Below are 24,008 nucleotides of genomic sequence, written 5' to 3' on the forward strand. Positions count from 1 at the left end.
GCCTGCCCCCGATGGCCAGAACCATGCGCAACGATTAACCGAAAGTGACCCGGCTCACGGACGTGGCATCGCCGGGGGACCGGACACGGCCAGGCCCACGGCCTGACCGAGTTCACCGAGGAACTCGTCCCCCTCGCCGGCCACGACGACCCCCGCCGCGCCGTCGAGACCCTCCCCTTCACGGCGATGGGCGTGCTCGGCGCCCCCGGCTACATCGGCGTCCAGGCGAGCGCCGACGGCCGCGCGTACCTGGTCCCCGAGGACCCGCGGGTCCCCCGCGCCGAACCGGACGCCATCACCCTGCCCCGCGTCCTGCTCACCGGCACCAGCCTGATCACCGGCTCTGCCCGCCGGACCGTCACCGGCTACTTCGACCACCACGGCCTGCCGCGGCGCACCGCCGGCGACCGCATGAGCGCGCGCCTCCCGTACGGCGGCACGGTCGAGGTCCTCTTCGACGACCTCGACCGCATCGCCTCGGTCCACGTCAACACGGGGACGCCGGGTCAGGACTCGACCGGTCCGACGCCTACGGCGCCGACGCCTGTGCCCTCCGGTCGTGGCCGACGGCCACACCCGCCGCGATGACGGCGATCGCCGCGAGGGACAGCAGCGTGAAGACCGTGGGGTTCACGAAGGCCGGCACGAAGTCGTACGCGTACCCGTCCGACCAGCGGCACACCGAACTCACCGGGAAGAGGCTGTCCCGCATGTTCTCGAGGTTCGGCCTGTCCACCGGCGAGGAGTACCCGTACCGCTGCGGCCCGCACGTGTACCACTCGTTCTCCAGACGGATGACGCACATGACGCCGAACAGATAGACGCCCAGCGCCACCGTCACACACATCACCGCCACGTCCCGCAGCGTCCCCGCCAGGGCCGGTGCGCAGAAGCGGCCGCGCGCGGCGAACGCGGGGAAGAGGTACACGCACAGCGTGATCAGGACGAGCACGCCCAGGATCACGATCCCGAAGAGGGCCACCGAGTTCTGGCCGGTGTCGGTGGCCAGGTGGACGGTGTCACGTATCGCGGCGGTCGAGGACATACGCCCCATCCTCCGCCATCGCCACCCCGGCCGCCCCGCCCCTCGTCGCCCCGCCCTGCGCCATCGCCGCCCCGCCCGCCGACCGGCGCTCACGCTGAAAACCCGCAGGTCGCACCGGATTCGGGGTTTCCAGGATCCGGTGCCCCGCAAGATTCGGACCCCGCAGCCCCCTTAAAGGACTGGAGAGAGAAACAACCCAACCACCCCTCCAACTCCCCTCGTCACCCGATCCGGTGACGGAGTGGCATATGTCGGGACCGGCGCGGTACGTTCGCGGCGACAACAGCACACAGAAACGGCCCCCGGCGGGACTGCAATCCCGGTCCGAGGGCCTGTTCACCGAGAAGTACTGGAGCTTCCCGATGACCTCAGCGCAGTCTATCGCGCCCCTTTCGCGTGGCGTGCTGCATGTGCGGCACCACCACAAGGACAACTTCACGGTGGTCGGCAACCACCTCGCCCAGCACAAGACCCTGTCCGCCGCCGCCCGTGGCGTCGCGCTTCACATCCAGTCCGTCAAGGACGGCGCGAAGGTCTCCATCGAGGCCCTGGCCGACGCGTTCCCCGACAGCCCGGACCGCCTCGCGAAGGCGCTCAACGAGCTGGAGGCCACCGGCTATCTGCGTCGCCTCAAGCACCGCGCTCCCGGGCAGCGCATCGGCACGCGGACCACGTACTACGAGTGCCCGGGCGCCGAACCGGAACCCCGGGCGCCGCTGCGGCGAGTGAGCCTGACCAAGCGCCCCCGGCCCGAGCGCACCTGCCGCCGCCCCGACCTGCCGGGCCTCTCCGAACTGCTCCACCGGCCCGCCGCCCGGCTCCTCGCCGGACTGCGGTCCCTCGATCCCCGCCTGACGCTCTCCGTACGGGACATCGCCGACCTCGTCCCGGCCGTCACGAGGTGGCTGGACCGCGACGTACCCGGGCCGCAGGTCGCCCGTACGCTCGCCGCCGCGCTGCCGGCGGGCACCCTGCACCGGCCGTCCCGGCTGCTCGCGTACCGGCTCGCACACTGGCTGCCACCCGAGCTGCCGCCGCCCGCCGTACCGGTCGGCGTCGTCCCGCTCCAGGAGTGCGAGGACTGCGGCCGCCCGTTCAGATCGACGGTGCCTGGGCACTGCCGGGACTGCCGCCCCGCCACGAGCTGAGGTATTCAAATGTATTCTCAGGTCATGGCAGACACGACGATCAAGATTACCGACGAGGTCCGCGACCGACTGCGGACGCTGGCCGAAGAACGTGGCACCAGTGTCCGCAACCTTGTCGAGCGTCTGGCCGCCGAGACGGCGACGGAGGCCGAGCGCACGGAACGCACCGCGCGGGGGCTGGCCTATGTCCGCGCGAACCTGTGCCGGGATCTCACCGACGACGACGTGCGGCGCGCCCAGTTGTGGCGGGCGGACATCGCGGCCGGCCGCGTCGGGAGGCGCAGGTGATCATCCTTGACCACACCGCGGTTCTCGCCCTGTGCAGAGGGCACCGCTTCCTCTCGGGCCTCGCCGTCGTCGAAGCGCCCGACCCCGCACAGCGCGCCCATGTCCCCGCGCTCTGCCTGGTCTCGGCGAGCCTGGAACTGCCCGGCGTCGCGGCCCACGTCGGGGCGCTGCCCGGCCTCGAGTTCGACCCGCTGGACTTCGCCGCGTCCACCGCCGTCGAACAGGTCGTGGCCTCGGGCATCGACTGGCGCCACGCCCACGCGGTGCACGCCGCTGTGTCGGGTGCCGTCGACGGCCAGGTACTCAGCGCGGCACCCGAGGCCTACGACGGAACCGGGGTGTGGGTGGTCGACATCGGCAAGCCCTGACGACTGCCGCCGCACCGCTTCCGCCCAGGTCTGGATTTTCAGCCGCTCCACCCCCTTGACGCCGGACATATCGGGAGGAGACTGGTCTTTACACCAGATGACCGGAGAGAGCCGCACCCGTCGGAGGAGACGTCCACCGACCCGCGTGACCCAGTCTCACGGCTCTGGCCAGGCCCCCGGCGGGCCGCTCGAGAGACCTGCGGTCAGCGACGACTGGCGCGTACGGAAATCGATGCGGGCCACCGGGGACTGTCGTGTGTCCCAGGCCGCCCGGGCTCTCCAAGAGACCGCGCCTGCAGCCGGTCCGCCGCGCCCCTCGGCCGCGGGAGGCTCGCGCGAGGGAACTGGGAATGCCGCCCGCTCGTCCCACTGATCAGGAACCAACCGACCGAGGGGGAAGACGCGTGGCGGTCACGCTGGCCGAGGAAATCATGCTGCTGTCGCTGGACGACGAGTCCGGGGCGGCGAAGGACCGGCAGTCGGCGGGCTGGGCCGTGGCGGGCGGGATTCTGCTCGATCTCGTCATGGCCGGGCGCGTCTCGGTGAACGGCGACCGGATCAGGATCACGGACGGCACGCCCACCGGCCCCCCGCTCCTCGACGGCCGCCTGGAGCAGCTCACCGCCTGGGCGGCCCGTGGCAGCAAGCCGCGGAAGGTCACCGACTGGCTGACGAAGGACCACTCCGAGGCCGTCAGCGCCACGATCGACAGCCTGCGCGAGCGCGGTCTCGTGGCCGAGGAGCAGCGCAGGGTGCTGGGCCTGTTCCCGGTGAAGCGCTACCCGGAGGCGGACGGCTCCACCGAACGCGAACTGCGCGAACGGCTGGCCGCCGTCGTCCTGCACGACGCCGCCCCGGACGACCGTACGGCGGGCCTGGTCGCCCTGATCCACTCGGCCAAACTGCACCGCCTCGCCTTCCCCGACGTACCGCGCAAGCAGCTCGCGCCGCGGATGACGGAGATCGCCGACGGCCAGTGGGCGGGCGACAGCATCCGTGAGGCGATCCGCAACATGCAGGCGGCGATGGTCGCGGTCACCGTGGCGACGACGGTCGCGATCGCGGGCTGAAGTCCGCACGCCCACGCCGCAAGTGCTGATCCCGGCGGCGCGTGCTCCGGGTCCGGGCGGATTGCCGGGCTCTCGCCCGACACGCGCCCGCCCCCGGCGGCCGAAGCCACCGGGGGCGGGGTCTGCTGGGCGCGCCCTGGGCCCGGGCGTCGGCGATCCGGTCAGGCGACGTGGCCCTCGAAGACGAACACGGGGTTCGCCCGGGGGTCGATCCCCGGCCTCGAGTGCCGTGGCGAGTCGTTCGATGAGCTCAAGGGTCGGCTCGGTCCCGCTCTCCTCGATCTGCTCGATGTCGGCTTCCCGCATCCCCGCGCGGCCTGCCAGTTCCTCAGCGGTCCAACCGAGCGCCGAGCGCCGCTCGTACACGGCCTGTGCGAAGTCCATACGCCGCCCCGCGGCCACATAGGCCGGGTCCTCACGGTGTTCGGACGGGACGTTCCACTTCGTGTGATATCCCCTGCTCATCAGGCCTCCTCGCTCCAGCACAGCCGCCCCTTCATGAGCCCGTTCGCTGCTCTCACAGAAGTGCATGTGCTGTCGGCGCGCAGCACCGTCGATGAGGTATCACCCGAACGGGCAAAGAGGCCCAAGGCGCACGAACGCCCCCGGTGGCCGAAGCCGCCGGGGGCGGGGGGAACGCTGGTGCGGTCGGGTCAGATGAGGCCGAGCTCGCGGACCGCGGCGCGCTCCTCGGCGAGCTCCTGGACCGACGCGTCGATGCGCGCGCGGGAGAACTCGTTGATGTCCAGGCCCTGGACGATCTCGTACTTGCCGTCCTTGCAGGTGACCGGGAAGGAGGAGATCAGGCCCTCCGGGACGCCGTAGGAGCCGTCCGACGGGATGCCCATGGAGGTCCAGTCGCCCTCGGCGGTGCCGTTGACCCAGGTGTGGACGTGGTCGATCGCGGCGTTGGCCGCGGACGCCGCGGAGGACGCGCCGCGGGCCTCGATGATCGCCGCGCCGCGCTTGGCGACGGTCGGAATGAAGGTGTCGGCCAGCCACGCCTCGTCGTTCACGACCTCGGCGGCGTTCTTGCCGGCGATCTCCGCGTGGAAGATGTCCGGGTACTGGGTCGCCGAGTGGTTGCCCCAGATGGTGAGGCGCTTGATGTCGGAGACGGCGGCGCCGGTCCTGGCGGCCAGCTGCGAGATCGCGCGGTTGTGGTCGAGGCGGGTCATGGCGGTGAAGCGCTCGGCCGGTACGTCCGGGGCCGCGGCCTGGGCGATCAGGGCGTTGGTGTTGGCCGGGTTGCCGACGACCAGGACGCGGATGTCGTCCGCGGCGTTGTCGTTGATGGCCTTGCCCTGCGGCTTGAAGATGCCGCCGTTGGCGGAGAGCAGGTCGCCGCGCTCCATGCCCTTGGTGCGGGGGCGGGCGCCGACGAGCAGCGCGACGTTCGCGCCGTCGAAGCCGACGTTCGGGTCGTCGGTGATCTCGATGCCCTTGAGCAGCGGGAAGGCGCAGTCGTCGAGCTCCATGGCGGTGCCCTCCGCGGCCTTGAGGCCCTGCGGAATCTCGAGCAGGCGCAGCTTGACCGGCACATCCGCGCCGAGCAGGTGGCCGGATGCGATGCGGAAGAGCAGCGCGTAGCCGATCTGGCCGGCCGCGCCGGTCACGGTGACGTTGACGGGAGTGCGGGTCATGGCGATCTCCGTAAGACAGCTGGCGGGTGGGGGCACTGCCCCTCGTGCGGGACCTCTCGTCCACGCCCGGGCTGAATCTTGACGTGAAGAGATTTCCAGCGGTCAGGCTATCCGACACGCGACCGGGCCAATCCTCACCCCCTTGTGGCGCGTCTCACCCCGGCGTGTCCCGGGGGCGCGTCACTGCCCGGAAGTGCAGCCCTCCGCCCCGGTCTTGAGCGTGGTGCACGCTTTCGCGTCGGCCGGGTCCGGTACGGCCGCCATCGGGGTGTACGCGTCGTCGTCGTTGACCAGAGCCGACTGCCGGGCCTTGCCGCCGACGGCGATGCGGACCTCGTCACCGGGCACGGCCTGGGTGATACGGGCCCACCCGGCGCCGCACACCTCGCTGTGGCGGACCTCGATCACGGCGCTGCCCACGGTGGCCGTGGAGACCGTGGTGGCGTACTCGCCGCCGCAGCCCATGGTCTCCGGGTCCTTGCCGTCGCACGCGTCGCCGTGGCACTTCACCCCGGCGGGAAGCTGCGGGCTGCTGGTGGTCGGCGCGGCGGACGGGGTCGGCGTGGCACGGTCCTGGCGGCCGTCACCGCCGCCGCCGTTGACGAGGAACCAGCCGCCGGCGCCCACGATGAGCACGCTCACCACGGCGGCGGCGACGAACGGGGTCCTGCGGCGGGGCCTGACCGGGCCGGCGGGGGTGCCGGGGTGCCCCGGCCCGCTGCCCTGGTGCGGCGGGCGGGGCGCGCCCGCGTCCGGAGCCGGAGTGGGCACGGGGGCGTACGCGCCGGGGGCGGGCGTGGGGGCGTACGCGCCCGCTCCGTACGGCGATTCGGTGACGCGCGGCCAGGTCACGGCGGCGGGTCCGGGGCCGGCCGAGCCGCCCGCGGGGCCGGGGCCAGGGCCGGGGCCGGGGCCGGTCGAGGGCCGTCCGCCGGCGGGCGCTCCCGGCGGCGCGCCGTCGCCGCCGAGGGCCTCCCGCGCCTGGGATATCCGTATCGCTTCCATCGTCATGTCGTGCCGCATCTCGGCGCGGCCCCAGGCGCGCTCCGCGAGCTCCCACATGGTCGTCACGTGGACGGTGTTCGTGCCGGTCACCTCGGCGAGCGCGACGACCGCGCCCTTGGGTGCGAGCAGCCGCCCGTTGAGATAACGCTCCCAGGACGTCTTGCTGTACCCGGTGCGGTCCGAGACGGCCGAGATGCTCAGCCCGCTGCGGTCCACGAGCCCGCGCAGCTGGCCCATGAACTCGCGCACCTCCGGGTCGAGCCCTTCGGGCAGGTCCTTCCAACGAGGCATCGGTACTTCCCCCTTGTCCCCCGAATGAGCTTTATGTACCCCCGCGCACCCGATGGCCGCGGGGTGCGGGGCTCAGTCTCGCATCCGTAGCACGACGATCACACCGTGGCGGAATGGTCACTTCCGTGCCACAGGCCACAGTCGCACCTTGAACCGTCTTGGCGGGTGCATGACTCTTGAATCCACGGCGGCGCCCGTCCTCCCTCGGGGGAGAGGACGGGCGCCGTCGGCGTCGTACGGGACCCTCGATGGCCCGGGGTGCTAACGCACCGTGAAATGAACCGCGTTCTCCAGGAACGGCACATCGATCCACGGCTTCGGCTGCGCCACCAGCGCGAGCAGAACGATCACCGTGCCGAGGAGGCCGTACGTGATCATGTCCGTGAACCGGGAGCGTACGGCGAGCATGCCCACGGACGGGGTGACACGGCGCAGCACGGCCCCGAGGAGCAGACCGGCGCCGATCAGGATCGTGCCGATCCGGACCGCGTCGGCGAACGCGTCGGTGCCGATGGACACCAGACCGACTCCGACCAGCGACAGCACGCTCAGCAGCGGCCACTGGCGGGCGGGAGCGGGAGCGTCCCCGGACGCGGCGCGCCCGCCGCCCTCGGGGCGCGCGGTGTCACGCGTGACGGCGGGCGGCCGCCGCGACCCGGCGGGGCGGGCGGCAGAGTCGCCGTCCGCCTCACGCGGTTCGTCCCCGGCCGGGTCACCGGCCGAGTCGGCACCGGTCGCGCCGGCAGCCGTCTTGTCGGGGTCGGCGTCCCCGGCCCGGCCCCCGTCGTCCGCACGTGCCTCCATGGGATCAGCCACCCGTCAGACCGCAGACCCGGCCGACGCCGCGCGCTCGGCCGCCTCCACCACGTTCACCAGCAGCTGCGCCCGCGTCATCGGGCCGACACCGCCCGGGTTCGGAGCGACCCAGCCGGCCACCTCCGCGACGTCCGGGTGGACGTCGCCGACGATCTTGCCGTTCTCGTCGCGGCTCACGCCGACGTCGAGCACGGCCGCGCCCGGCTTGACGTCCTCGGGCCGGATCAGGTGCGGCACACCGGCGGCCGCGACGATGATGTCGGCCTGGCGCAGATGGGCGGAGAGGTCACGCGTACCGGTGTGGCACTGCGTCACCGTCGCGTTCTCGGACTTACGGGTCAGCACCAGCGGCATCGGCCGCCCGATGGTGATGCCGCGCCCGACCACGACGACGTTCGCGCCCTTGATCTCCACGCCGTGGTGGCGCAGCAGCTGGATGATGCCGTACGGGGTGCACGGCAGCGGCCCCTCGATGCCCAGCACCAGCCGGCCGAGGCTCATCGGGTGCAGCCCGTCCGCGTCCTTGGCCGGGTCCATCAGCTCCAGCACCCGGTTGGCGTCGATGCCCTTGGGCAGGGGCAGTTGGACGATGTAGCCGGTGCACTCCGGGTTCTCGTTGAGCTCCCGTACGACCGCCTCGATCTCCTCCTGGGTGGCGGTGTCGGGCAGTTCGCGCTGGATCGACGAGATGCCGACCTGCGCGCAGTCGCGGTGCTTGCCGTTGACGTACCAGCGGCTCCCCGGGTCGTCCCCGACGAGGAGGGTCCCGAGGCCAGGTGTGACACCCCGCTCCTTGAGGGCCGCCACGCGGACGGTCAGATCGGACTTGATCGCGGCTGCGGTGGCCTTGCCATCGAGAATCTGGGCAGTCATACCCCCATCTTCACGGATGCACCCGTCGCGGTTCCAATCCGGCCGGTCCGCGTCTCGACTGCCGGATGGCCGACAGGTTGCACTTGCACAACACCTGGGGATACCGGCTGGACAAGAAGTCAGTACGCAGACGACGATGAGGCGCGCAGTGCCGCGGGCAGTGCCGGGGGGCAAACCAGCAAAAACCATGCAGTTCCTCCGCTCGGGCCGCGTCGTCCCCGCATTTCAACGGAGGAAACCCGCCATGAGCTTCGGCGACCAGAACAACCCCTACGGCCAGCCGCAGGGCCAGCCCCAGCAGCCCGGTTACGGCCAGCCCCAGGGTGGTCAGCCCGGCTACGGCTACCCGCAGGCCCCGCCCGTCCAGCCCTACGCCGGCGGCGGCTACCCGGCCGGTCCGCAGGAGATGCCGGGCGGCGTCAAGGCGGCCCGCGTGATGCTGTTCATCATCGGCGGCTTCCAGGTGATCGGCGCGATCTTCGCCGCGATGGGCGCCATCGGCCTCAACGAGGCCAAGAACGACCCGGCCCTCAAGGACGACCTCCAGTTCCAGCAGATCGCCGACATGTCCGTCGGCGCGGTGTGGTTCATCACGCTGCTCATCCTGGGCTGGGGCGTGCTCGCCATCGTCCTCGGCGCCAAGTTCGGCAGCGGCGGCAACGGCATCCGCGTCACCGCCCTGGTGTTCGGCATCATCACCGCGGTGCTCGGCGTCTACCCGTTCATCCTCATCGGCCTGGTGCACACCGTGCTGGCGATCCTCATCGCCGTCTTCGTCGGCAAGGCCGACGGTGCGGCCTGGTTCAACCGTCAGCGCGCGTAAGTCCCGCACCGCTGCCGCTTCGAAGGCCGTGGCCCCCGCACCTGCGGGGTTCACGGCCTTCGGCCTTTTCCGTCCCGGTCTGCGCGTCATGCGAACGTTTATCGGCGTTCCCTACCCTCACGGCGGAACCCTGGGGGAAGGGGACGACTCATGTACACGATCATCGTGGTGCCGGGGCCGGGTATGGCCCCGTGCGAAAAACTCCGACTGGCGCCGGGCGAGACCCTCCGCTTCGGCCGAGGAGCACCCGCGCGTACGTCCGCTGACGCATCGACCGGAACACGATCCCTGCTGGCCATCGCGCACGACGGCGTGTCCCGTTCCGCGGGCCAGATCACCGCGACGGACACGTACTGGTCGCTGAGCAACTTCAGCCGCACGGCGACGTACGCGGTCGAGAACCCGGAAGGCGCCGGCGAGCACATCAAGGTCGCGCCACGGCGGCTCGGCGCCCCCGTGCCGTTCGAGTTCTCCAGGGTCGTGCTGCCCGCGGGCACGGAGCTGCTCAGTTTCGACGTATGGGCACCGCGGCACGACTACGCCGATCCGGCCGACGGGGCCGGCCCGGACGGGCACGCGGAGCACCGCGGCGGGGCGTCGACCGCGCTCGCCTTTCCGCTCGACCGGTCCAAGCGGTACTTCATGGTCCTGGCGGCGCTGTGCGAGCCACGGCTGCGCGGCGAGCCGTACGCGCCGCTGCCCACCGTCGAGCAGATCGCCGAGCGGCTGCGCCCGCGGTGGCCGGCCGCCAACCGGGCCGCCGTGCAGTGGAACATCGACTACCTGGCGGTGAAGCTGCGGCTCAAGCCCGGCCCGGAATCCTGCGATCCCGGCCCGCGCCTGAACGGCAAGAAGGAGACGCTCGTCTCCCTCGCGCTCCGCTTCGACCTGGTCCGCGAGGACGACCTCGCGGTGCTGGCCCCCTCCGCGAGCCGCCCGGCGAGCGGCCCGGCCGGCCGCCGCGCGAGCGGCGCGGTCCGGTGACCGGGGAGCAGCCGTACGCCGTCGCCACCGTGCCGCGCGGCTACCGCGTCGGCCCGTGGATCGTCGAGGGGCCGCTGGGCGCGGGGGCGTTCGGGAATGTGTACGCGGCCCGGCACGCACACCCCGCGCCAGCTCCGCCATCTCCGGGAGCTGGCCGAGCGGGAGGTGGCGCTGCTGAGCCGGCTCCGTTCGCCGCGGCTGATCCGGATGCACGACGCGCTGACCGTCGACGACCCCGCCCATCCGGAGCTCGACGGGGCCACCGTCCTCGTACTGGAGGAGGCGCGGGGCTCCCTCGACACGCTGCTGACCGGCGGCCCGCCGCCGCGGCAGGGGCCGGCCCTGCTCGTGCAGATCTGCGAGGGCCTGCACCAGCTGCACGGCGCGGGCTGGGTGCACGGCGACCTCAAGCCGGGCAACGTGCTGCTGATGGCGGACGGCACGGCGCGGCTGGGCGACTTCAACATGGCGGCCGAGATGGAGGGCACGCACGCGTACTCCCCCGCGTTCGCGACCGCCGACTACACCCCGCCCGAGCTGCTGTGGTCCGAGATCGGCGAGCGGGGCATGCGGATCCGGCAGACCGCGGACATCTGGGCGTTCGGGGTGCTGGCGCACCTGGTCCTGACCGGCTCGTTCCCGCTGCCGGGCGGCACTCCGACGGCCCGGCGGGACGCGATGGTGCGCTACGCCCGCGGGGAGGAGGAACTGCGGCTCTCGCCCGAACTTCCCACGCCCTGGCGGGAGATCGTGCGGGACTGCCTCGCCCGTACGCATGAGGAGCGGGCCCCGCACGACGCGGCGTCGCTGCTGCGGCGGACGTCTCAGGCGGCGGCGGGCCGGCTGCCGCGCCGCAGGCGCGTGCGCCGCCCCGTGCTCGCGGCGGCGGCCGGCGTGCTGGCTCTGGCGGTGGCGGGCCTCGGGGCGTGGACGGCGCTGGACGACGACCCGGCCGCGAAGCCCGGCACCACGGCGAACGCCCGGTCCACCGCGGGCGCGAGCACCGGCCCGGGCCCGGGCGGAAGCACCGGCCCGGCGCAGACCGACACGGGCTACGACCGCTGTATGCCGGGAGCCGTGTGTTTCTTCTCGGAGGCGGACGGCGGCGGCAGGATGTGCGCCTGGACCGGTGACGACACCGACTGGACCGGCGGCCCGGTCGGCTGCTCCTGGGCGGGCGGCGAGCGCCCCCGCTCGATCTTCAACAACGGGATGCCGGACCCCAACGGCTACGTCCACGTCACGTACTTCGCGGAGCCCGGACTGCAGGAGCGCGTCGGCTGCGTCGAGAAGGGACAGCGTCACGACCTGGCCCTGACGTCGGACGTGCTGTCCCACACCTGGGCCAAGACCTGCTCACCCTGACCTCCCTATGACATACGAGGTACCCGCCGCCCGGCTCCGACGGGATGGTGTTACTGCGCCACCGAGGGGTGGCGCGGCAACGGGGGGCAGTGGCATGAAGCGCAGGTTCATCGCCGCGTGTGCGGTGGCGACGGCAGTGGCGGCCTTGTCGGCCGCCGCGGCCGGGTGCACACGGGACACCGCCGGGCCGGGGCCGACGGCCGCCGCCGCGCCGGCCCGCCAGGAGGAAGCGGCCGGCGACATCACCGACGCCGACCGGATCGTGATCCGGCACGCCGAGCAACTGCTCGTCCAGGAGTGCATGGAGCGCAAGGGCTTCCGCTACTGGGTCGCGGCGCCGCCGACCGCCGAGGAGAGCCGCAGCGTCGGCTATGTGCTGGACGATCCCGGCTGGGCCGCCGAGCACGGTTACGGCAGCCGCCTGGAGGCGAAGGCCATGGCGGCACGGAAGACCGACCCCAATCTCGTGCATCGCGAGAAGCTTTCCGAGGACCGGCGCAGCCGGTATCTGGCCGCACTCGTCGGAGGCCCCGACACACCCGAGCTCTCGGTCCGCGTCCCGGGCGGCGGCACGATCACCAGCAGCGTCGGCGGTTGTGAGGCGGGGGCCAAGGAGCGGCTGTACGGCGACCGCGAGACCTGGTTCCGCGTCGACAAGACCGTTTCCAACCTCACGCCGCTGTACGCGGCCGACCTGCTGCGCGACAAGCGCTTCGCCGGCGCGCTCTCGAAGTGGTCCCGCTGCATGAGCCGGGCCGGGCATCCCTACCCCGATCCGCCGGCCGCCCGCGAGGCCCTGCCCCGGCTCACCGAAGGACTGCCGGAGAAGAAGGCGTTCGGCGTCGAGGTACGGCTCGCGACCACCGACGCCACCTGCGCCCACGACACCCGGTTCGGGACGACGGCCCGCGCCCTGGAGAACGAGTACCGCGACAAGCTCCGTGACCGGTACGGCGAGGAACTCGACGCCCACAGCCGCATCGAACGTGCCGCACTGGCACGCGCCCGGCAGATCACCGGTTCACGGCCCTGACCTCCGCGGCACCGGCCGCGGACGGGAGAACCCGCCCCCACATCCGTACGGGGCGGAGGAACAAAGCTGACGACAAGGGGAGAAATCACCATGCGCAAAATGGGCATCGCAGCGGCCGCTGTCGGCCTGGCCGCCATCGGCACCATGATGACCGGCACGGCCGCGTCGGCCGCGTCCACCGGAGAAGCGGGCACTCGGGCGAGCGCCTGCGACACCTGGTACAACAGCCACGTCAACGACGGCAACATGTGGGCCTGGGACGGTGCCTACTGCAGCGGCCTGCTCGGCTACAGCCAGGGCAACGACAGCAACTGGTCCGACGGTTCGGGGAGCTTCCGGAGCAGCGACAACGACCGGGCGACGTCGGTGATGAACACCGGCGTGGCGGACACGTACGACATCGTCAAGTTCTACCGGCACGCCGGGTACGGCGGTGGCCACGGCTGCCTGACCCGTGGCGAGAAGTACGCCGACCAGCTGGGCGACAACACGCTCAGCGACGGCTCGACGGCGAACAACTGGATCAGCTCCCACAAGTGGGTGAGCGGCGGCTGCTCCAGGTACCTCACCTGATCCGGACGCCCGGGCGGCCCACCGGTCCTCACGACCGGTGGGCCGCCCGCCGCGCCGAGACGGCACGCACGGCTCCCCAAAGGTTCGGCGCCGTCGGCCGTACCGCATACGCTGACACGCGGACCGGGGGAGGGACTGTCATGTACAGCGTCATCATCGTGCCGCCGGAGTGCGGAGGACCGGGCGAACACCTCAGGATCGCACCCGGTGAGCGGATCGCCTTCGGCCGGGAGGCGCCCGCCTCCGGCCTCGTACTGAGCCACGACGGCGTGTCCCGGAACGCCGGGGAGATCACCGCGCAGGGCGCGTTCTGGATCCTCAGCAACCACAGCGCGCGGCAGACGTACGTCGTGGAGAACCCGGAGGGCGCCGGAGAGCACCTCAAGGTCGCGCCGGGCCGGCTGGACGCACCCGTCCCCTTCGAGTTCTCGCGGGTGGTGCTGCCCGCCGCCGGCGATCTGCTGAGCTTCGACGTGTGGGCGCCGCGCCACCGCTACGGCGAGCCGCCGGCCCACGGGAGCGGCCCCGGCTCCGCCGTCACCGCCCCGGCGTTCTCGCTCGACCCCACCAAGCGCTACTTCGCCGTACTGGCCGCCCTGTGCGAACCCCGGCTGCGCGGCGCGCCGCACGCCCCGCTCCCCACCATCGACCAGGTGGTGGAGCGGCTCCGGCCGACCTGGCCGGCGGCCAACCGCTCGTCCGTGTACTGGAACATCGACTACCTCGCGGTCAAACTCCGGCTGCGCCCCGGCCCGGAGAGCGCGGAGGCGGGACAGCGCGCCAACGGCAAGAAGGAGTCGCTGGTCTCCCTCGCCCTGCGTTTCGACCTCGTGCGCGAGGACGACCTGATCGTGCTCACCGCGGCCGGCCACCAGGTGACGCGATGACGGAGCAGACCCCGGTGGTCCCCGTCCCGGCCGGCTACCGTGTCGGGGCCTGGGAGGTGCGCGAGCCCATCGCGTCCGGCGCCTTCTCCACCGTCTACGCGGCCCGCAACGTCTCCGGAGACGGGGCGGAGAAGAAGGACGGCGGGCCGCCCGCGTCCGCCGCGCTGAAGTTCCTCTGCACCGGCACCCGGACCCCCCGCCAGCTGCGGCACCTGCGCGAACTGGCGCAGCGCGAGATCGGGTTGCTCAGCCGGATGAGCTCCCCCCGGCTGATCCGGATGTACGAGGTGCTGACCGTCGACGACGCCGAGCGCCCCGACCTCGACGGCGCCACCGTGCTCGTACTGGAACAGGCCGCCGCCTCCCTGGAAGAGGTGCTGGCCGATTCGTCCGCGCCCCGGCCCGATCCGGCGCTGCTGGCCCACGTCTGCGAGGGACTGCACCAGCTGCACCACGCCGGCTGGGTGCACGGCGATCTGAAGCCCGCCAACATCCTGCTGATGAAGGACGGTTCGGTCCGCCTCGCCGACTTCAACATGGCGGCCGAACTGCACGGCACCCACGCCTACGCGCCCGCGTTCGCCACCCCCGACCACACGCCGCCCGAACTCCTCTGGTCCGAGGTCGACGAGCGCGGCACGCGGGTGCGCCCCACGGCCGACATCTGGGCCTTCGGCGTCCTCGCCCATCTCACCCTCACCGGCAGCCATCCGCTGCCCGGCGGTTCGCCGGACGCCCGCTGCGACGCGGCCGTCCGCTACGCCCGGGGCACGGAGGAACTGCGGCTCTCCCCCGAACTGCCTGCGGCATGGCGGGAGATCATCACCGACTGCCTGGGGCGCACGCACAAGGAGCGGGCCGCCCACGACACGGCCGCGCTCCTGCGCCGCGTCGAAAAGGCGGCGGGCGTCACCGCCTCGACCCGGCTGCCGAGGCTGCGGCCCCGCTTCTGGCGCCGGCACCCCGTACTGGCGTCGATCGCCGCCACCGTGGTCCTGGCGGCGCTGGGGCTGACGGGCGCCACGTACGCGTACGTCACGCACGACGACGGGTCGCCGGTGTACGCGGCCCTGGACAAGAAGGCGGCGTTCCCGACCGGGCCCGACGGTCAGGTGGTCTACGGGTACCACCGCTGCCCCGAGGGCTCCGTGTGCTTCTTCAGCGAGCACAACGGGAACGGGGAGATGTGCAGTTGGCGGGAGGACGACGACGACTGGCTGGCGGGCGAGGAGACCTGCGCCTGGGCCGCCGACCGGCCGGTGCGGTCGGCGTTCAACAACATCACGGACGGGCGCAGGCTCCGCGACGTGGAGTACTTCCGGGGCGCGGACTTCACCCCCGCGGGCAACGACCGCCGTCGGATGGCCCAGCGCACCGGGTGCAGCACCGTGAACAGCATGGGCAACCTGGCGGGCACCTACGCGCCGCTCTCGCACCGGCTGGTCGACAGCTGCTCGTCCAGGTCCACGCTGTGGGCGTTCCTGTCGTCGATCTGGTGACCGGCGCCGGTGCGGTGGGGGCGGGTCACTCCTCCGGCCGTCGTGCCACGTCGGACAGCGGTCCGAGATGGCCGAGCTTGTCGGGGTCGGCCACCGAGCGGATCGTGTGGACCACGCCCTCGGCGATGCCGAGCTCGACCACGCTGACCACGCGGCCCTCTGCGTCGTACCTGACGGCGCCCGGCCGGCCGTTGACGCGGGCCATCCGGTGGGAGACGCCCAGGTTCCCGGCCCGGCGGAAGACGCCGAGGAGCAGCCGCACCACGCGCGGCCGCCCGGCCAGCGGCGTTCCGAAGACCCGCACCTCGCCGCCGCCGTCGCCCACGGAGCCGGTCATCCCGTAGGCGACGGAGAACAGCAGGGGCCGGTAGCCGGCCGCGTCCGTCCCACCCGTCGATCCCGGCACAGAGCCCTCTCCACCTCGCGCACCACGCCTGCCGGCCGCTCCGTCGGCCCGCCCTCCGGTTCGAGGGGCTCGGGCGCGATGTCCCGCAGGCTATCCGAGCCGCGGCGCTGATCCCCGCCTGCTGCGTCACGAGACCAAGTACATGGTGGCGGACCTGGTCCATCTCGTCCTGGCCGGTTTCATGGCGTGGGGACGCTTCGGACCCGAGTCGTTCGTACAGCCGGTGGCCGGCGGCCCGGACGCCCGCGGACCCTGAAACTTTTCAGGTACCGCTTCCGGCCACGCTGCGGCACAGTCGTCTGCGTGCCGCCACGGGGGTCGGCACGACCGGAGGGAATCGCCGCGACGGGGCCGCGCCTCGTGCTCGGACGCCTCGCGTGTCCGGCCGCGGTGGCGCGTGACGCCACCGCGGCCGGTTCTCCCGGCGCCGTTCCGGCTCTGCTCGCCCCGGCGCCCACCGAACGTCCCAGGGCCTAAGCCTTGCCAGCAGTGGAGTCCACACTCGTGCATCCCGTCGCCCGCGTCTTCCAGATCCTGTTCCTGCTCGGCGGGATCGGCATGTTCGCCGCCGCCTTCGTCGCCGCCCCCGACAACACCTGGCGGAGCGTGGTCGACTTCCGCTACGAGTGCACCACGACGAACACGGGGACCCAGGAGCGGCCGCGGCCGAAAGAGACCTGTGAGGACCGGGGAGCGATGTTCTCCCAGCGCGGCACCGACGAGGTGATGGTGTCGGCCCTCGCCGGCGTCGGGCTGATGACCGGCGCGGCGGCCGTCTCCATCGGCGCCGCCCGCCGCCCGTCGGCGCTCCAGGCCCTCGCCCCGGCCGCCCCGCATCAGTACGGCGGCCCTGGCTCGTTCCCGACGCCGCCGGGCCACGCGCCCGGCGCCGCTCGGTAACCTCGCCGGCAGGCGTCGCGGTGCGTACGCCACGCAGAGCAGTACAACGGGGGATTCATGTCGGACCAGCGGCCTGCGCCGCCGTACTCACCGGCGTCCGGCGACGCCGCACTGGCTCAGGCGGGCGCGACCCCGCTCGGGCCCGCCGACCCGGCGATCATCGGGCCGTACGTACCACTGGGGCTGCTCGGCAGCGGCGGAATGGGCCGGGTCTATCTCGCGCGCCCCGCCGACGACAGCCCCGGGCTCGCCGCGGTCAAGGTCATCCGGCCGGAGTACGCGGAGGACGCCGAGTTCCGGCGGCGGTTCGAGCGTGAGGCCGCCGTGCACGCCCGGGTCGGCGCCCCGCACGCGCCCGCCCTGCTGGGCACCGCGTTCCAGGACACGCTGCTGTGGATGGGCACGCAGTACCTGCCGGGTCTCAATCTCGCCGACGCGGTCCGCGACTGCGGTGCCCTCACACCGGCCGCGGTCTGGCGGCTGATCGCGGAGCTGGGGCGGGCGCTGGAGGCCCTGGCCGCCGTCGGGGTCGTGCACCGGGACCTCAAGCCGTCGAACGTGATCCTGTCGCTGCGCGGCGCGCACGTGATCGACTTCGGCATCTCGCAGGCCGCCGACAGCAGCGCCATCACCACCACGGGCAGCCGGGTCGGCACGCCCGCCTTCATGGCGCCCGAGTACCTCAGGGACGGCCGCTGCGACGCCGCGTCCGACGTCTTCTCGCTGGCGGGCACGATCGTCTACGCGGCCACGGGGCACGCCCCGTTCGGGGACGGCACCGGTGTGGACGTCATGCACCGGGTCGCGTTCGAGGAGCCCAGGGCGGAGGTCATGGGCGCGCTCGGGGCCGCGGACCCCGCGCTGGCCGCCCTGCTGACGGCCTGCCTCTCGAAGGACCCCGCCGGCCGGCCCACCCCGCCGCAGCTGGTCGAAGCGGCCGCCGGGCACCCCTGCGCACCGGCGTGGGAGGAGCCGCTGGCCTCCCGGCTGCTCGCCCGGCAGCAGGGCTGCGCAGTGCTGGAGCACGCTCCCGCCCGGCAGACCGGCCACTTCCGCGCGCCCACGCAGCAGGTGGCCGCCCCCGCGGCCGGTCCCGCCTTCGGCGCGCCGACCCCGCCCGGCGCGTACGGCCCGCCCACGCCTGTGCCCTATAGATCTGCGCCCTGTACGCCCGTGCCCGTGCCCGGCGTGGTTCCGGCCGCCCGCCGCCGCGGCAGGAAGCTGTATCTGGCGGTCGGCTCGGGCCTCGCCGTGTGCGCCGTCGCCCTGGGCGTCTTCCTGCTCACCCGCCCGGCCGGCACCGACTCCGCCGCCCTGTCACCGACCGCCGTGGACAGCTCCGGCCCCGGCGGCGACCCGGCCGTACCGAGGCCCGGTGTCACCGACGCCTCCCCGTCGGCCGGCGAGGACCGGGACGACGAGAAGGACAAGGACAAGAAGGACAAGGACGAGGACGCGCGGGACAAGCCGGACGACTCCGCGGGGACCGACCGGGGCGGCGCCGAGGACGCGCCCGCTCCGTCGGCGGCCACCACGCCCGACAGCGGCGGCGGCACCGTCCCGAGCAGCGCGCCGCCGGCCCCGAGCCCGGCCAGGACCACGGCCGAGCCGGCCACCCCGGCGTGGCTCTCGCAGTGCACCTACTACTCCGGCACCGCGATCACGCGCTACGGCGACAAGGGGCAGCGCGTCGTGCAGGTGCAGTGCATGCTCTCCGAGCGGGGCTACAGCGTCGGCCGCGCGGGCGTGGACGGCGAGTTCGGCGAGGACACCGCCGCCGCGGTCAAGCGCTTCCAGAGCGACAAGGGACTCCTCGTCGACGGCGAGGTCGGCCCCGACACCTGGGGCGCGCTGCGCAAGAGGACCTGACCCGCGAGTGCCGGCAGGCGGCGCCCGGGCCCGTACGCGCCGGTGGCCCGGCCCAGGTACGGGCCGGGCCACCGGGAGCGGCCCGCCGCTCGAGGCGCCGGGCCGACGGGGCGCGTCAGTGGAAGAAGTGCCGCGTCCCCGTGAAGTACATCGTCACGCCGGCCTTCTTCGCCGCCTCGACGACCAGCTCGTCACGGACCGAACCGCCCGGCTGGACCACGGCCTTGACGCCGGCCCCGGTCAGGATCTCCAGACCGTCGGGGAACGGGAAGAACGCGTCGGACGCCGCGTACGCACCCCGCGCCCGCTCCTCACCGGCCCGCTCGACCGCGAGCTTGGCGGAGTCGACCCGGTTGACCTGGCCCATGCCGACGCCGACGGAGGCGCCGTCCTTGGCGAGCAGGATCGCGTTGGACTTGACCGCGCGGCACGCCTTCCAGGCGAACGCCAGCTCGGCCAGCTCGTCGGCGGACAGCGCGTCGCCGGTCGCGAGCGTCCAGCCGGCCGGGTCGTCGCCCTCGGCCTGGAGGCGGTCGGTGACCTGGAGGAGCGCGCCGCCGTCGATGGGCTTGAGCTCGACCGGGTTCGCCGGGGCGCCCTCGGCACGCAGCACGCGGATGTTCTTCTTCTTGGCCAGCACCTCGACCGCGCCGTCCTCGTAACCGGGCGCGACGATGACCTCGGTGAAGATCTCGGCGACCTGCTCGGCCATCGCCACGGACACCGGGCGGTTGACGGCGATGACGCCGCCGAACGCGGACAGCGGGTCGCAGGCGTGCGCCTTGCGGTGGGCCTCCGCGACGTCCGCGCCGATCGCGATGCCGCACGGGTTGGCGTGCTTGATGATCGCGACGCAGGGCTCGGAGTGGTCGTACGCGGCCCGGCGCGCGGCGTCGGTGTCCGTGTAGTTGTTGTAGGACATCTCCTTGCCGTGCAGCTGCTCGGCCTGCGCGAGGCCGCCGCTCCCGGAGGTGTAGAGCGCGGCGGGCTGGTGCGGGTTCTCGCCGTAGCGCAGCACGTTCTCGCGCTCCCAGGTGGCGCCCAGGAAGTCGGGGAAGTCGCTTTCGTCGGCGGGCGCGTACGAGGACGCGAACCAGGAGGCGACGGCCACGTCGTACGCGGCGGTGTGCCGGAACGCCTGGGCGGCGAACCGCTTGCGCAGCTCGAGCGTGAAGCCGCCCTCCTTGACCGCCTGGAGGACCGCGGCGTACGCGCCGGGGTCGGTGACGACGGCCACGGACGGGTGGTTCTTGGCGGCGGCGCGGACCATGGACGGACCGCCGATGTCGATCTGCTCGACGCACTCGTCGGGGCTCGCGCCGGAGGCGACGGTCTCCTTGAACGGGTACAGGTTCACCACGACCAGGTCGAACGGCTCCACGCCCAGTTCGGCGAGCTGCTCGCGGTGGGCGTCCAGCCGCAGATCGGCGAGGATGCCGGCGTGCACACGGGGGTGCAGCGTCTTGACGCGGCCGTCCAGGCACTCGGGGAAGCCGGTCAGCTCCTCGACCTTGGTCACGGGGACCCCGGCGGCGGCGATCTTCGAGGCGGTCGAACCGGTGGACACGAGCTCGACCCCCGCCTCGTGCAGCCCGCGGGCAAGCTCCTCAAGACCCGTCTTGTCGTAGACGCTGACCAGTGCGCGACGGATGGGCTTGGTACCCGACTTATTCACCGACATGAACCTTTCGTCCCTCAATGCGGTAGCCGTGCCGGGCGAGACGCCCCACGACCTCGACGAGCAGCGTGCGCTCGACTTCCTTGATGCGCTCGTGGAGAGCGTCTTCGTCGTCCGTGTCCCGTACGTCGACCACGCCCTGGGCGATGATCGGTCCGGTGTCGACCCCGTCGTCGACGAAGTGGACGGTGCATCCGGTGACCTTCGCGCCGTACGCGAGCGCGTCCCGCACTCCGTGGGCACCGGGGAAACTGGGCAGCAGCGCGGGGTGCGTGTTGACGATGCGTCCGCCGAACCGTGCGAGGAATTCCTTCCCCACGATCTTCATGAAGCCGGCCGAGACGACGAGGTCGGGCTCGTACGCGGCGGTGGCCTCGGTGAGGGCGGCGTCCCACTCCTCGCGGGTGGCGAAGTCCTTCACCCGGCAGACGAAGGTCGGCAGCCCGGCGCGTTCGGCGCGTTCGAGACCGGCGATCCGGCCGCGGTCCGCGCCGACGGCGACGACTTCCGCGCCGAAGCCTTCGGGATCGGCGGCGATCGCGTCGAGCAGGGCCTGGAGATTCGTCCCCGATCCGGAGACCAGGACGACGAGGCGGGCGGGAGCCACGGGAGGAACTCTTTTCGCGTTACGGTGCGGCTTACGGTGCGACTTTGTGCGGTCGTACAAACGAGTCGCATCCCCTGATACGGGGAACTCTACGAAGAGCTCGACCGTCAGCAACGATACCGGCACACAGAACGGCCCCCACGGGACGGGGCCGCGGCCGGAAGGTAGCGTCTGGGGGCGGGACCGCGCCCAGACGGACCCGATCACGGGCATGACGAGGGGAAGACGTTCACCAGATGCCGGACCGACGCCGCCGTACGGACCTCCTGTTGCCGCGGGAGCGCCAGTCCACGGACGACAACAACCCCTTCGCGCCACCGCCCGAGGGCAGCCCGGAACAGCCGTGGCAGCCGCGCCTGCCCGCGTCGAACGACGACTCGTCGTCCTCCGACGGATCCGGGTCCGGTTCCGACTCCGACGACTCCGACCGCGGCTCCCGGCCGGGCCGGGGCGGCCGGTGGAGCAGCCGTCAGCCCGGCCGCTCCTCGGGCGGCTTCGGCAGCCGGCCGGGCTCCGGACAGAACGGCCCGGGCGAAAAGGGCGGTCCGGGCGGCTCCGGCGGCCTGCGCTGGGACCCGACGGACCCCGCTCAGCGCCGCGCCCGGTACGCCCTGCTGTCGGGTATGTGGGCGTTCTTCTTCGCGCTGTTCGACTTCCCCGAGATCGCCCTGCTGCTCGGCGCGCTCGCCCTGTACTGGAGCATCAGCTCCCTGCGCGCCAAGCCCGCGAGCCGGACGAGCGCCGACGCCCTGACCACCGGCGGCACGCCGCCGAACGCCCCGCCCCCGCCGTCGCAGGCTCCCGGGACCGCGCCCGCCGCCTCGAACCGGCCGCAGATCACGTCGGCGGTGAGCGGCCTGGTGATGGCGAGCCTCGCGCTGCTGATCGTGGCCGCGTCGTTCACGGCGCAGCTCGTCTACCGCGACTACTACACCTGCCTGAACGACGCGCTGACCAAGTCGGGCCAGCTCGCCTGCAACGAGGAACTCCCGGAGCCGCTGCGGGACATCCTGGGCGTCAAGGAGTAGCAAGCTTCCAAGGCGTGACAATCCTTTCGCGACGGCCCGGGTGTGCTCTGCCCCCGAGCCGTCGCGGCGTGTCACCGAGCGCCGTCGTCCTCCGCGGACTCCCGCGACGGCTCTGACTCGGGCGACGGCTCGGACTCCCGCGATGGCTCTGACTCGGGCAGCGGGGCGGGGGCGGGCGGGAAGTCCGGCATCAGGCCGCCGGAGGACTCCTTCAGTGCCGCCCAGCGGTCCTGGCGGGGCGCGCGCTCGGCCCATGTCTCCGTCGGCAGGAAGTCGTACAGATCGTCGTCACTCTCATCCGTCCCGTCAGCCCTGTCAGCCCCACCGGCCCCGCCGGTCTCATCGTGCTCGGTTCCGGGGTCATGCTCCGGTGCCGTTGCCGGGGGCTCGACGGCGGCCTCCGCGGGCCGGCGGCGCGACAGCGCCCGCCACCTCCCCGGCGACGGCGTCCGCAGCCGCCAGGCCCGCAGCGCCAGCGCCAGCGGGACGCCCAGAGCGCCCGTCCACACCAGCGCCGCGAGGCCCGCCGCCCACCACACGGGCCCGAACGCGGCGAGCCGGCCGGTGCCAAGCGGGCCGCCGGACGACGCGGCGAGCAGGGCCGTGAGCCCGGCGCAGCCGACCGCGCCGAGCAGCGCCGTGAGCGCCGTCCCGCCCGGCCGCCAGGCCGTTTCGCGCGCCCCGTACCGAGGGGCGGCCGCGCCCACCGTGAACCAGGCGACGACCGCCGCCCCGACGACCGGCACCGCTGCGGCCGCCCAGTGCAGCGGGGTCCCAGGACCCTGGCCCGGCACCGCCGCGAGCAGCGGGAAGTCGGGGAGGGCGGGCGTGCCGGTCACGGCGAGCGGTGTGGCCGTCGCCCCCGTGCCGAGGGCGAAGCCCGGCCCCAGGCCGTAGGCCGCGCCCCAGACCGCCGCGTTGGGCAGCAGCGCCAGGGCCAGCAGCGCGATCGCCGCCCGGCCCGACCACTCCCCCGACAGCGCCATGAACGACTCGTGCGCCGCCCGCCCGTGCCAGACCGCCGAGATCACGACCAGGACCGCGCCGCCGGAGAGCAGCGCGAGCACCCCGGCGAGGGCGGCCCGCAGCGCGGCGGACACCCGGCTGCGGGCCAGGGCGACCCGCAGCCGCTGCGGCACCCGTGACGGCAGCGGGCCGAGTGGACGCCCGCTCGCGCTCCAGGCCCCGGAGGCCGCCGCCAGGAGCGCCACGAGCGGCAGATGAACCAGCGCGCTCAGCGGGTCCGCGGCGAACGAGCCGCCCGCGACGTACAGCACGACCGGCGCTCCGACCAGCACGTACCCGCTGGCGACCATCGTCGGCGCGCTCCACGCGGACGGCCTCGGACGGCCCGGGTCCGGTTCCAGCGCGTCACGTGCCGCGCGGTGCGCCAGCCAGACCGGCAGGGCGACGAGGAGCAGCGGTACGACCCCCATCGGCGCGGGGGCTCCGGTGAGGGTGTCCGCCCGGACGAGTTCGGTGCCGTGGGCGAGCAGCCACAGCGCGGCCGCGACGTGCAGGGCGTCGCCCGGGTCGCTGTCCGGGAAGGGCGAGCTGATCCACATCACCATCACGAACACGGTGAGCAGACCGAGCCCCAGTCCGGCGGCCGTCGCGCCGCGCACCAGCGACGCGACGAGGGCGACCGATGTGCCGCCCTGGACGGCGACCGGGGCGTGCGGCATCGAGGGGCTCTGTTCGGTCACGTGGGTCACGCGGCCATGCTGCCAACGACACGCGCTTTATCCATGTAACGGGCCAATGACCGATGTGTCGCCCAAGATACGTTTATGTGCTTTTTCGTCGAGT

General features: G+C 73.0%; 23 protein-coding genes and 2 pseudogenes. 15 read left to right on the forward strand and 10 right to left on the reverse strand.

From position 1 onward, the window contains the following. Positions 1-186: 186 nt before the first annotated feature. Positions 187-588 (forward strand): hypothetical protein, encoded by a 402-nt coding sequence (locus ACFYOP_RS23420; RefSeq protein WP_356895390.1) that lies wholly within the window; start codon positions 187-189, stop codon positions 586-588. Here ACFYOP_RS23420 and ACFYOP_RS23425 read toward each other — a convergent pair. Beyond that, positions 530-1,045, reverse strand: a complete 516-nt coding sequence (locus tag ACFYOP_RS23425) for a hypothetical protein (RefSeq protein WP_356895388.1) — start codon at positions 1,043-1,045, stop codon at positions 530-532. The genes ACFYOP_RS23420 and ACFYOP_RS23425 overlap by 59 nt on opposite strands. Positions 1,046-1,407: 362 nt before the next feature. Here ACFYOP_RS23425 and ACFYOP_RS23430 point away from each other — a divergent pair, with 362 nt between their 5' ends. From ACFYOP_RS23430 to ACFYOP_RS23445, 4 genes are all read left to right on the forward strand, one after another. Further along, positions 1,408-2,193 carry a helix-turn-helix domain-containing protein gene (locus tag ACFYOP_RS23430; protein ID WP_356895386.1) on the forward strand — a complete coding sequence of 262 codons (786 nt, stop codon included), beginning with the start codon at positions 1,408-1,410 and terminating at the stop codon, positions 2,191-2,193. A 24-nt stretch (positions 2,194-2,217) separates the two neighbouring features. Continuing rightward, entirely contained in the window at positions 2,218-2,481 is a 264-nt protein-coding gene (locus ACFYOP_RS23435) for a hypothetical protein (protein WP_356895384.1), read from the forward strand. Next, the gene (locus ACFYOP_RS23440; RefSeq protein ID WP_356895382.1) at positions 2,478-2,849 is read left to right on the forward strand and encodes a hypothetical protein; all 372 of its coding nucleotides are present in this window, start codon (positions 2,478-2,480) and stop codon (positions 2,847-2,849) included. The genes ACFYOP_RS23435 and ACFYOP_RS23440 overlap by 4 nt, the downstream gene beginning before the upstream one ends. 404 nt (positions 2,850-3,253) lie before the next feature. After that, positions 3,254-3,919 (forward strand): GPP34 family phosphoprotein, encoded by a 666-nt coding sequence (locus ACFYOP_RS23445; protein WP_356895380.1) that lies wholly within the window; start codon positions 3,254-3,256, stop codon positions 3,917-3,919. A 222-nt stretch (positions 3,920-4,141) separates the two neighbouring features. On the opposite strand, the pseudogene ACFYOP_RS23450 reads toward ACFYOP_RS23445, so the two are convergent. From ACFYOP_RS23450 to ACFYOP_RS23470, 5 genes and pseudogenes are all read right to left on the reverse strand, one after another. After that, positions 4,142-4,450: pseudogene (locus ACFYOP_RS23450) on the reverse strand (helix-turn-helix domain-containing protein); the annotation flags it as partial. 122 nt (positions 4,451-4,572) lie between these two features. Next, positions 4,573-5,562, reverse strand: coding sequence for a malate dehydrogenase (locus ACFYOP_RS23455; protein ID WP_356895378.1), 990 nt, complete (start codon positions 5,560-5,562; stop codon positions 4,573-4,575). A gap of 180 nt (positions 5,563-5,742) precedes the next feature. Next, a complete protein-coding gene (locus tag ACFYOP_RS23460; RefSeq protein WP_356895376.1) occupies positions 5,743-6,858 on the reverse strand; it encodes a DUF2690 domain-containing protein in 1,116 nt (371 codons plus the stop codon). Positions 6,859-7,119: 261 nt separating this feature from the next. Further along, entirely contained in the window at positions 7,120-7,674 is a 555-nt protein-coding gene (locus ACFYOP_RS23465) for a DUF3017 domain-containing protein (protein ID WP_356895374.1), read from the reverse strand. A gap of 3 nt (positions 7,675-7,677) precedes the next feature. Beyond that, positions 7,678-8,547, reverse strand: a complete 870-nt coding sequence (locus tag ACFYOP_RS23470; RefSeq protein WP_356895372.1) for a bifunctional methylenetetrahydrofolate dehydrogenase/methenyltetrahydrofolate cyclohydrolase — start codon at positions 8,545-8,547, stop codon at positions 7,678-7,680. Between the two features lie 244 nt (positions 8,548-8,791). On the opposite strand from ACFYOP_RS23470, the gene ACFYOP_RS23475 reads away from it, so the two are divergent. The 7 genes and pseudogenes from ACFYOP_RS23475 to ACFYOP_RS23505 all read left to right on the forward strand — a co-directional run bounded on the left by ACFYOP_RS23475 (position 8,792) and on the right by ACFYOP_RS23505 (position 15,711). Then, the gene (locus ACFYOP_RS23475) at positions 8,792-9,370 is read left to right on the forward strand and encodes a hypothetical protein (protein WP_356895370.1); all 579 of its coding nucleotides are present in this window, start codon (positions 8,792-8,794) and stop codon (positions 9,368-9,370) included. A gap of 150 nt (positions 9,371-9,520) precedes the next feature. After that, positions 9,521-10,354, forward strand: a complete 834-nt coding sequence (locus tag ACFYOP_RS23480) for an FHA domain-containing protein (RefSeq protein WP_356895368.1) — start codon at positions 9,521-9,523, stop codon at positions 10,352-10,354. Beyond that, positions 10,351-11,719 (forward strand): annotated as a pseudogene (locus ACFYOP_RS23485) (serine/threonine-protein kinase). The gene ACFYOP_RS23480 and the pseudogene ACFYOP_RS23485 overlap by 4 nt, the downstream one beginning before the upstream one ends. Positions 11,720-11,813: 94 nt before the next feature. After that, on the forward strand, positions 11,814-12,752 hold the full coding sequence (locus ACFYOP_RS23490) for a hypothetical protein (protein WP_356895366.1): 939 nt from the start codon (positions 11,814-11,816) through the stop codon (positions 12,750-12,752). 99 nt (positions 12,753-12,851) lie between these two features. Continuing rightward, positions 12,852-13,325 (forward strand): hypothetical protein, encoded by a 474-nt coding sequence (locus tag ACFYOP_RS23495; protein ID WP_356895364.1) that lies wholly within the window; start codon positions 12,852-12,854, stop codon positions 13,323-13,325. Between the two features lie 140 nt (positions 13,326-13,465). Continuing rightward, a complete protein-coding gene (locus tag ACFYOP_RS23500) occupies positions 13,466-14,212 on the forward strand; it encodes an FHA domain-containing protein (RefSeq protein ID WP_356895362.1) in 747 nt (248 codons plus the stop codon). Beyond that, the gene (locus ACFYOP_RS23505; protein WP_356895360.1) at positions 14,209-15,711 is read left to right on the forward strand and encodes a protein kinase; all 1,503 of its coding nucleotides are present in this window, start codon (positions 14,209-14,211) and stop codon (positions 15,709-15,711) included. Before ACFYOP_RS23500 ends, ACFYOP_RS23505 begins: the two co-directional genes overlap by 4 nt. A 25-nt stretch (positions 15,712-15,736) precedes the next feature. On the opposite strand, the gene ACFYOP_RS23510 is transcribed toward ACFYOP_RS23505, so the two are convergent. Then, positions 15,737-16,117, reverse strand: coding sequence for a hypothetical protein (locus ACFYOP_RS23510; RefSeq protein ID WP_356895358.1), 381 nt, complete (start codon positions 16,115-16,117; stop codon positions 15,737-15,739). Between the two features lie 489 nt (positions 16,118-16,606). Here ACFYOP_RS23510 and ACFYOP_RS23515 point away from each other — a divergent pair, with 489 nt between their 5' ends. Continuing rightward, positions 16,607-17,017 carry a hypothetical protein gene (locus ACFYOP_RS23515; protein WP_356895356.1) on the forward strand — a complete coding sequence of 137 codons (411 nt, stop codon included), beginning with the start codon at positions 16,607-16,609 and terminating at the stop codon, positions 17,015-17,017. A gap of 57 nt (positions 17,018-17,074) precedes the next feature. After that, a complete protein-coding gene (locus ACFYOP_RS23520; protein ID WP_356895354.1) occupies positions 17,075-18,886 on the forward strand; it encodes a serine/threonine-protein kinase in 1,812 nt (603 codons plus the stop codon). A 115-nt stretch (positions 18,887-19,001) separates the two neighbouring features. Here ACFYOP_RS23520 and purH read toward each other — a convergent pair whose 3' ends face one another. After that, positions 19,002-20,567: a bifunctional phosphoribosylaminoimidazolecarboxamide formyltransferase/IMP cyclohydrolase gene (gene purH, locus ACFYOP_RS23525; RefSeq protein ID WP_356895352.1), complete on the reverse strand. Its 1,566-nt coding sequence runs from the start codon at positions 20,565-20,567 to the stop codon at positions 19,002-19,004. After that, positions 20,554-21,171, reverse strand: a complete 618-nt coding sequence (purN, locus tag ACFYOP_RS23530; protein ID WP_356895350.1) for a phosphoribosylglycinamide formyltransferase — start codon at positions 21,169-21,171, stop codon at positions 20,554-20,556. Before purN ends, purH begins: the two co-directional genes overlap by 14 nt. Positions 21,172-21,407: 236 nt before the next feature. Here purN and ACFYOP_RS23535 point away from each other — a divergent pair, with 236 nt between their 5' ends. Next, positions 21,408-22,199, forward strand: a complete 792-nt coding sequence (locus ACFYOP_RS23535) for a hypothetical protein (RefSeq protein WP_356895348.1) — start codon at positions 21,408-21,410, stop codon at positions 22,197-22,199. Between the two features lie 71 nt (positions 22,200-22,270). Here the strand turns inward: ACFYOP_RS23535 and ACFYOP_RS23540 are convergent, their stop codons facing one another. Next, the gene (locus ACFYOP_RS23540) at positions 22,271-23,914 is read right to left on the reverse strand and encodes a DUF6350 family protein (RefSeq protein WP_356895346.1); all 1,644 of its coding nucleotides are present in this window, start codon (positions 23,912-23,914) and stop codon (positions 22,271-22,273) included. Between the last annotated feature and the right edge of the window lie 94 nt (positions 23,915-24,008).

It is taken from the genome of Streptomyces sp. NPDC006294 (assembly GCF_042870895.1).
Taxonomy (GTDB): Bacteria; Actinomycetota; Actinomycetes; order Streptomycetales; family Streptomycetaceae; genus Streptomyces.

What these genes read in the sequence shown, in the direction of transcription:
- ACFYOP_RS23470 (WP_356895372.1), bottom strand. Translation starts at nt 8,547, where the DNA reads ATGACTGCCCAGATTCTCGATGGCAAGGCCACCGCAGCCGCGATCAAG.
- ACFYOP_RS23460 (WP_356895376.1), bottom strand. Translation starts at nt 6,858, where the DNA reads ATGCCTCGTTGGAAGGACCTGCCCGAAGGGCTCGACCCGGAGGTGCGC.
- purH (WP_356895352.1), bottom strand. Translation starts at nt 20,567, where the DNA reads ATGTCGGTGAATAAGTCGGGTACCAAGCCCATCCGTCGCGCACTGGTC.
- ACFYOP_RS23425 (WP_356895388.1), bottom strand. Translation starts at nt 1,045, where the DNA reads ATGTCCTCGACCGCCGCGATACGTGACACCGTCCACCTGGCCACCGAC.
- ACFYOP_RS23535 (WP_356895348.1), top strand. Translation starts at nt 21,408, where the DNA reads ATGCCGGACCGACGCCGCCGTACGGACCTCCTGTTGCCGCGGGAGCGC.
- ACFYOP_RS23435 (WP_356895384.1), top strand. Translation starts at nt 2,218, where the DNA reads ATGGCAGACACGACGATCAAGATTACCGACGAGGTCCGCGACCGACTG.
- ACFYOP_RS23505 (WP_356895360.1), top strand. Translation starts at nt 14,209, where the DNA reads ATGACGGAGCAGACCCCGGTGGTCCCCGTCCCGGCCGGCTACCGTGTC.
- ACFYOP_RS23495 (WP_356895364.1), top strand. Translation starts at nt 12,852, where the DNA reads ATGGGCATCGCAGCGGCCGCTGTCGGCCTGGCCGCCATCGGCACCATG.
- ACFYOP_RS23475 (WP_356895370.1), top strand. Translation starts at nt 8,792, where the DNA reads ATGAGCTTCGGCGACCAGAACAACCCCTACGGCCAGCCGCAGGGCCAG.
- ACFYOP_RS23520 (WP_356895354.1), top strand. Translation starts at nt 17,075, where the DNA reads ATGTCGGACCAGCGGCCTGCGCCGCCGTACTCACCGGCGTCCGGCGAC.
- ACFYOP_RS23500 (WP_356895362.1), top strand. Translation starts at nt 13,466, where the DNA reads ATGTACAGCGTCATCATCGTGCCGCCGGAGTGCGGAGGACCGGGCGAA.
- ACFYOP_RS23490 (WP_356895366.1), top strand. Translation starts at nt 11,814, where the DNA reads ATGAAGCGCAGGTTCATCGCCGCGTGTGCGGTGGCGACGGCAGTGGCG.
- ACFYOP_RS23480 (WP_356895368.1), top strand. Translation starts at nt 9,521, where the DNA reads ATGTACACGATCATCGTGGTGCCGGGGCCGGGTATGGCCCCGTGCGAA.
- ACFYOP_RS23430 (WP_356895386.1), top strand. Translation starts at nt 1,408, where the DNA reads ATGACCTCAGCGCAGTCTATCGCGCCCCTTTCGCGTGGCGTGCTGCAT.
- ACFYOP_RS23420 (WP_356895390.1), top strand. Translation starts at nt 187, where the DNA reads ATGGGCGTGCTCGGCGCCCCCGGCTACATCGGCGTCCAGGCGAGCGCC.
- ACFYOP_RS23455 (WP_356895378.1), bottom strand. Translation starts at nt 5,562, where the DNA reads ATGACCCGCACTCCCGTCAACGTCACCGTGACCGGCGCGGCCGGCCAG.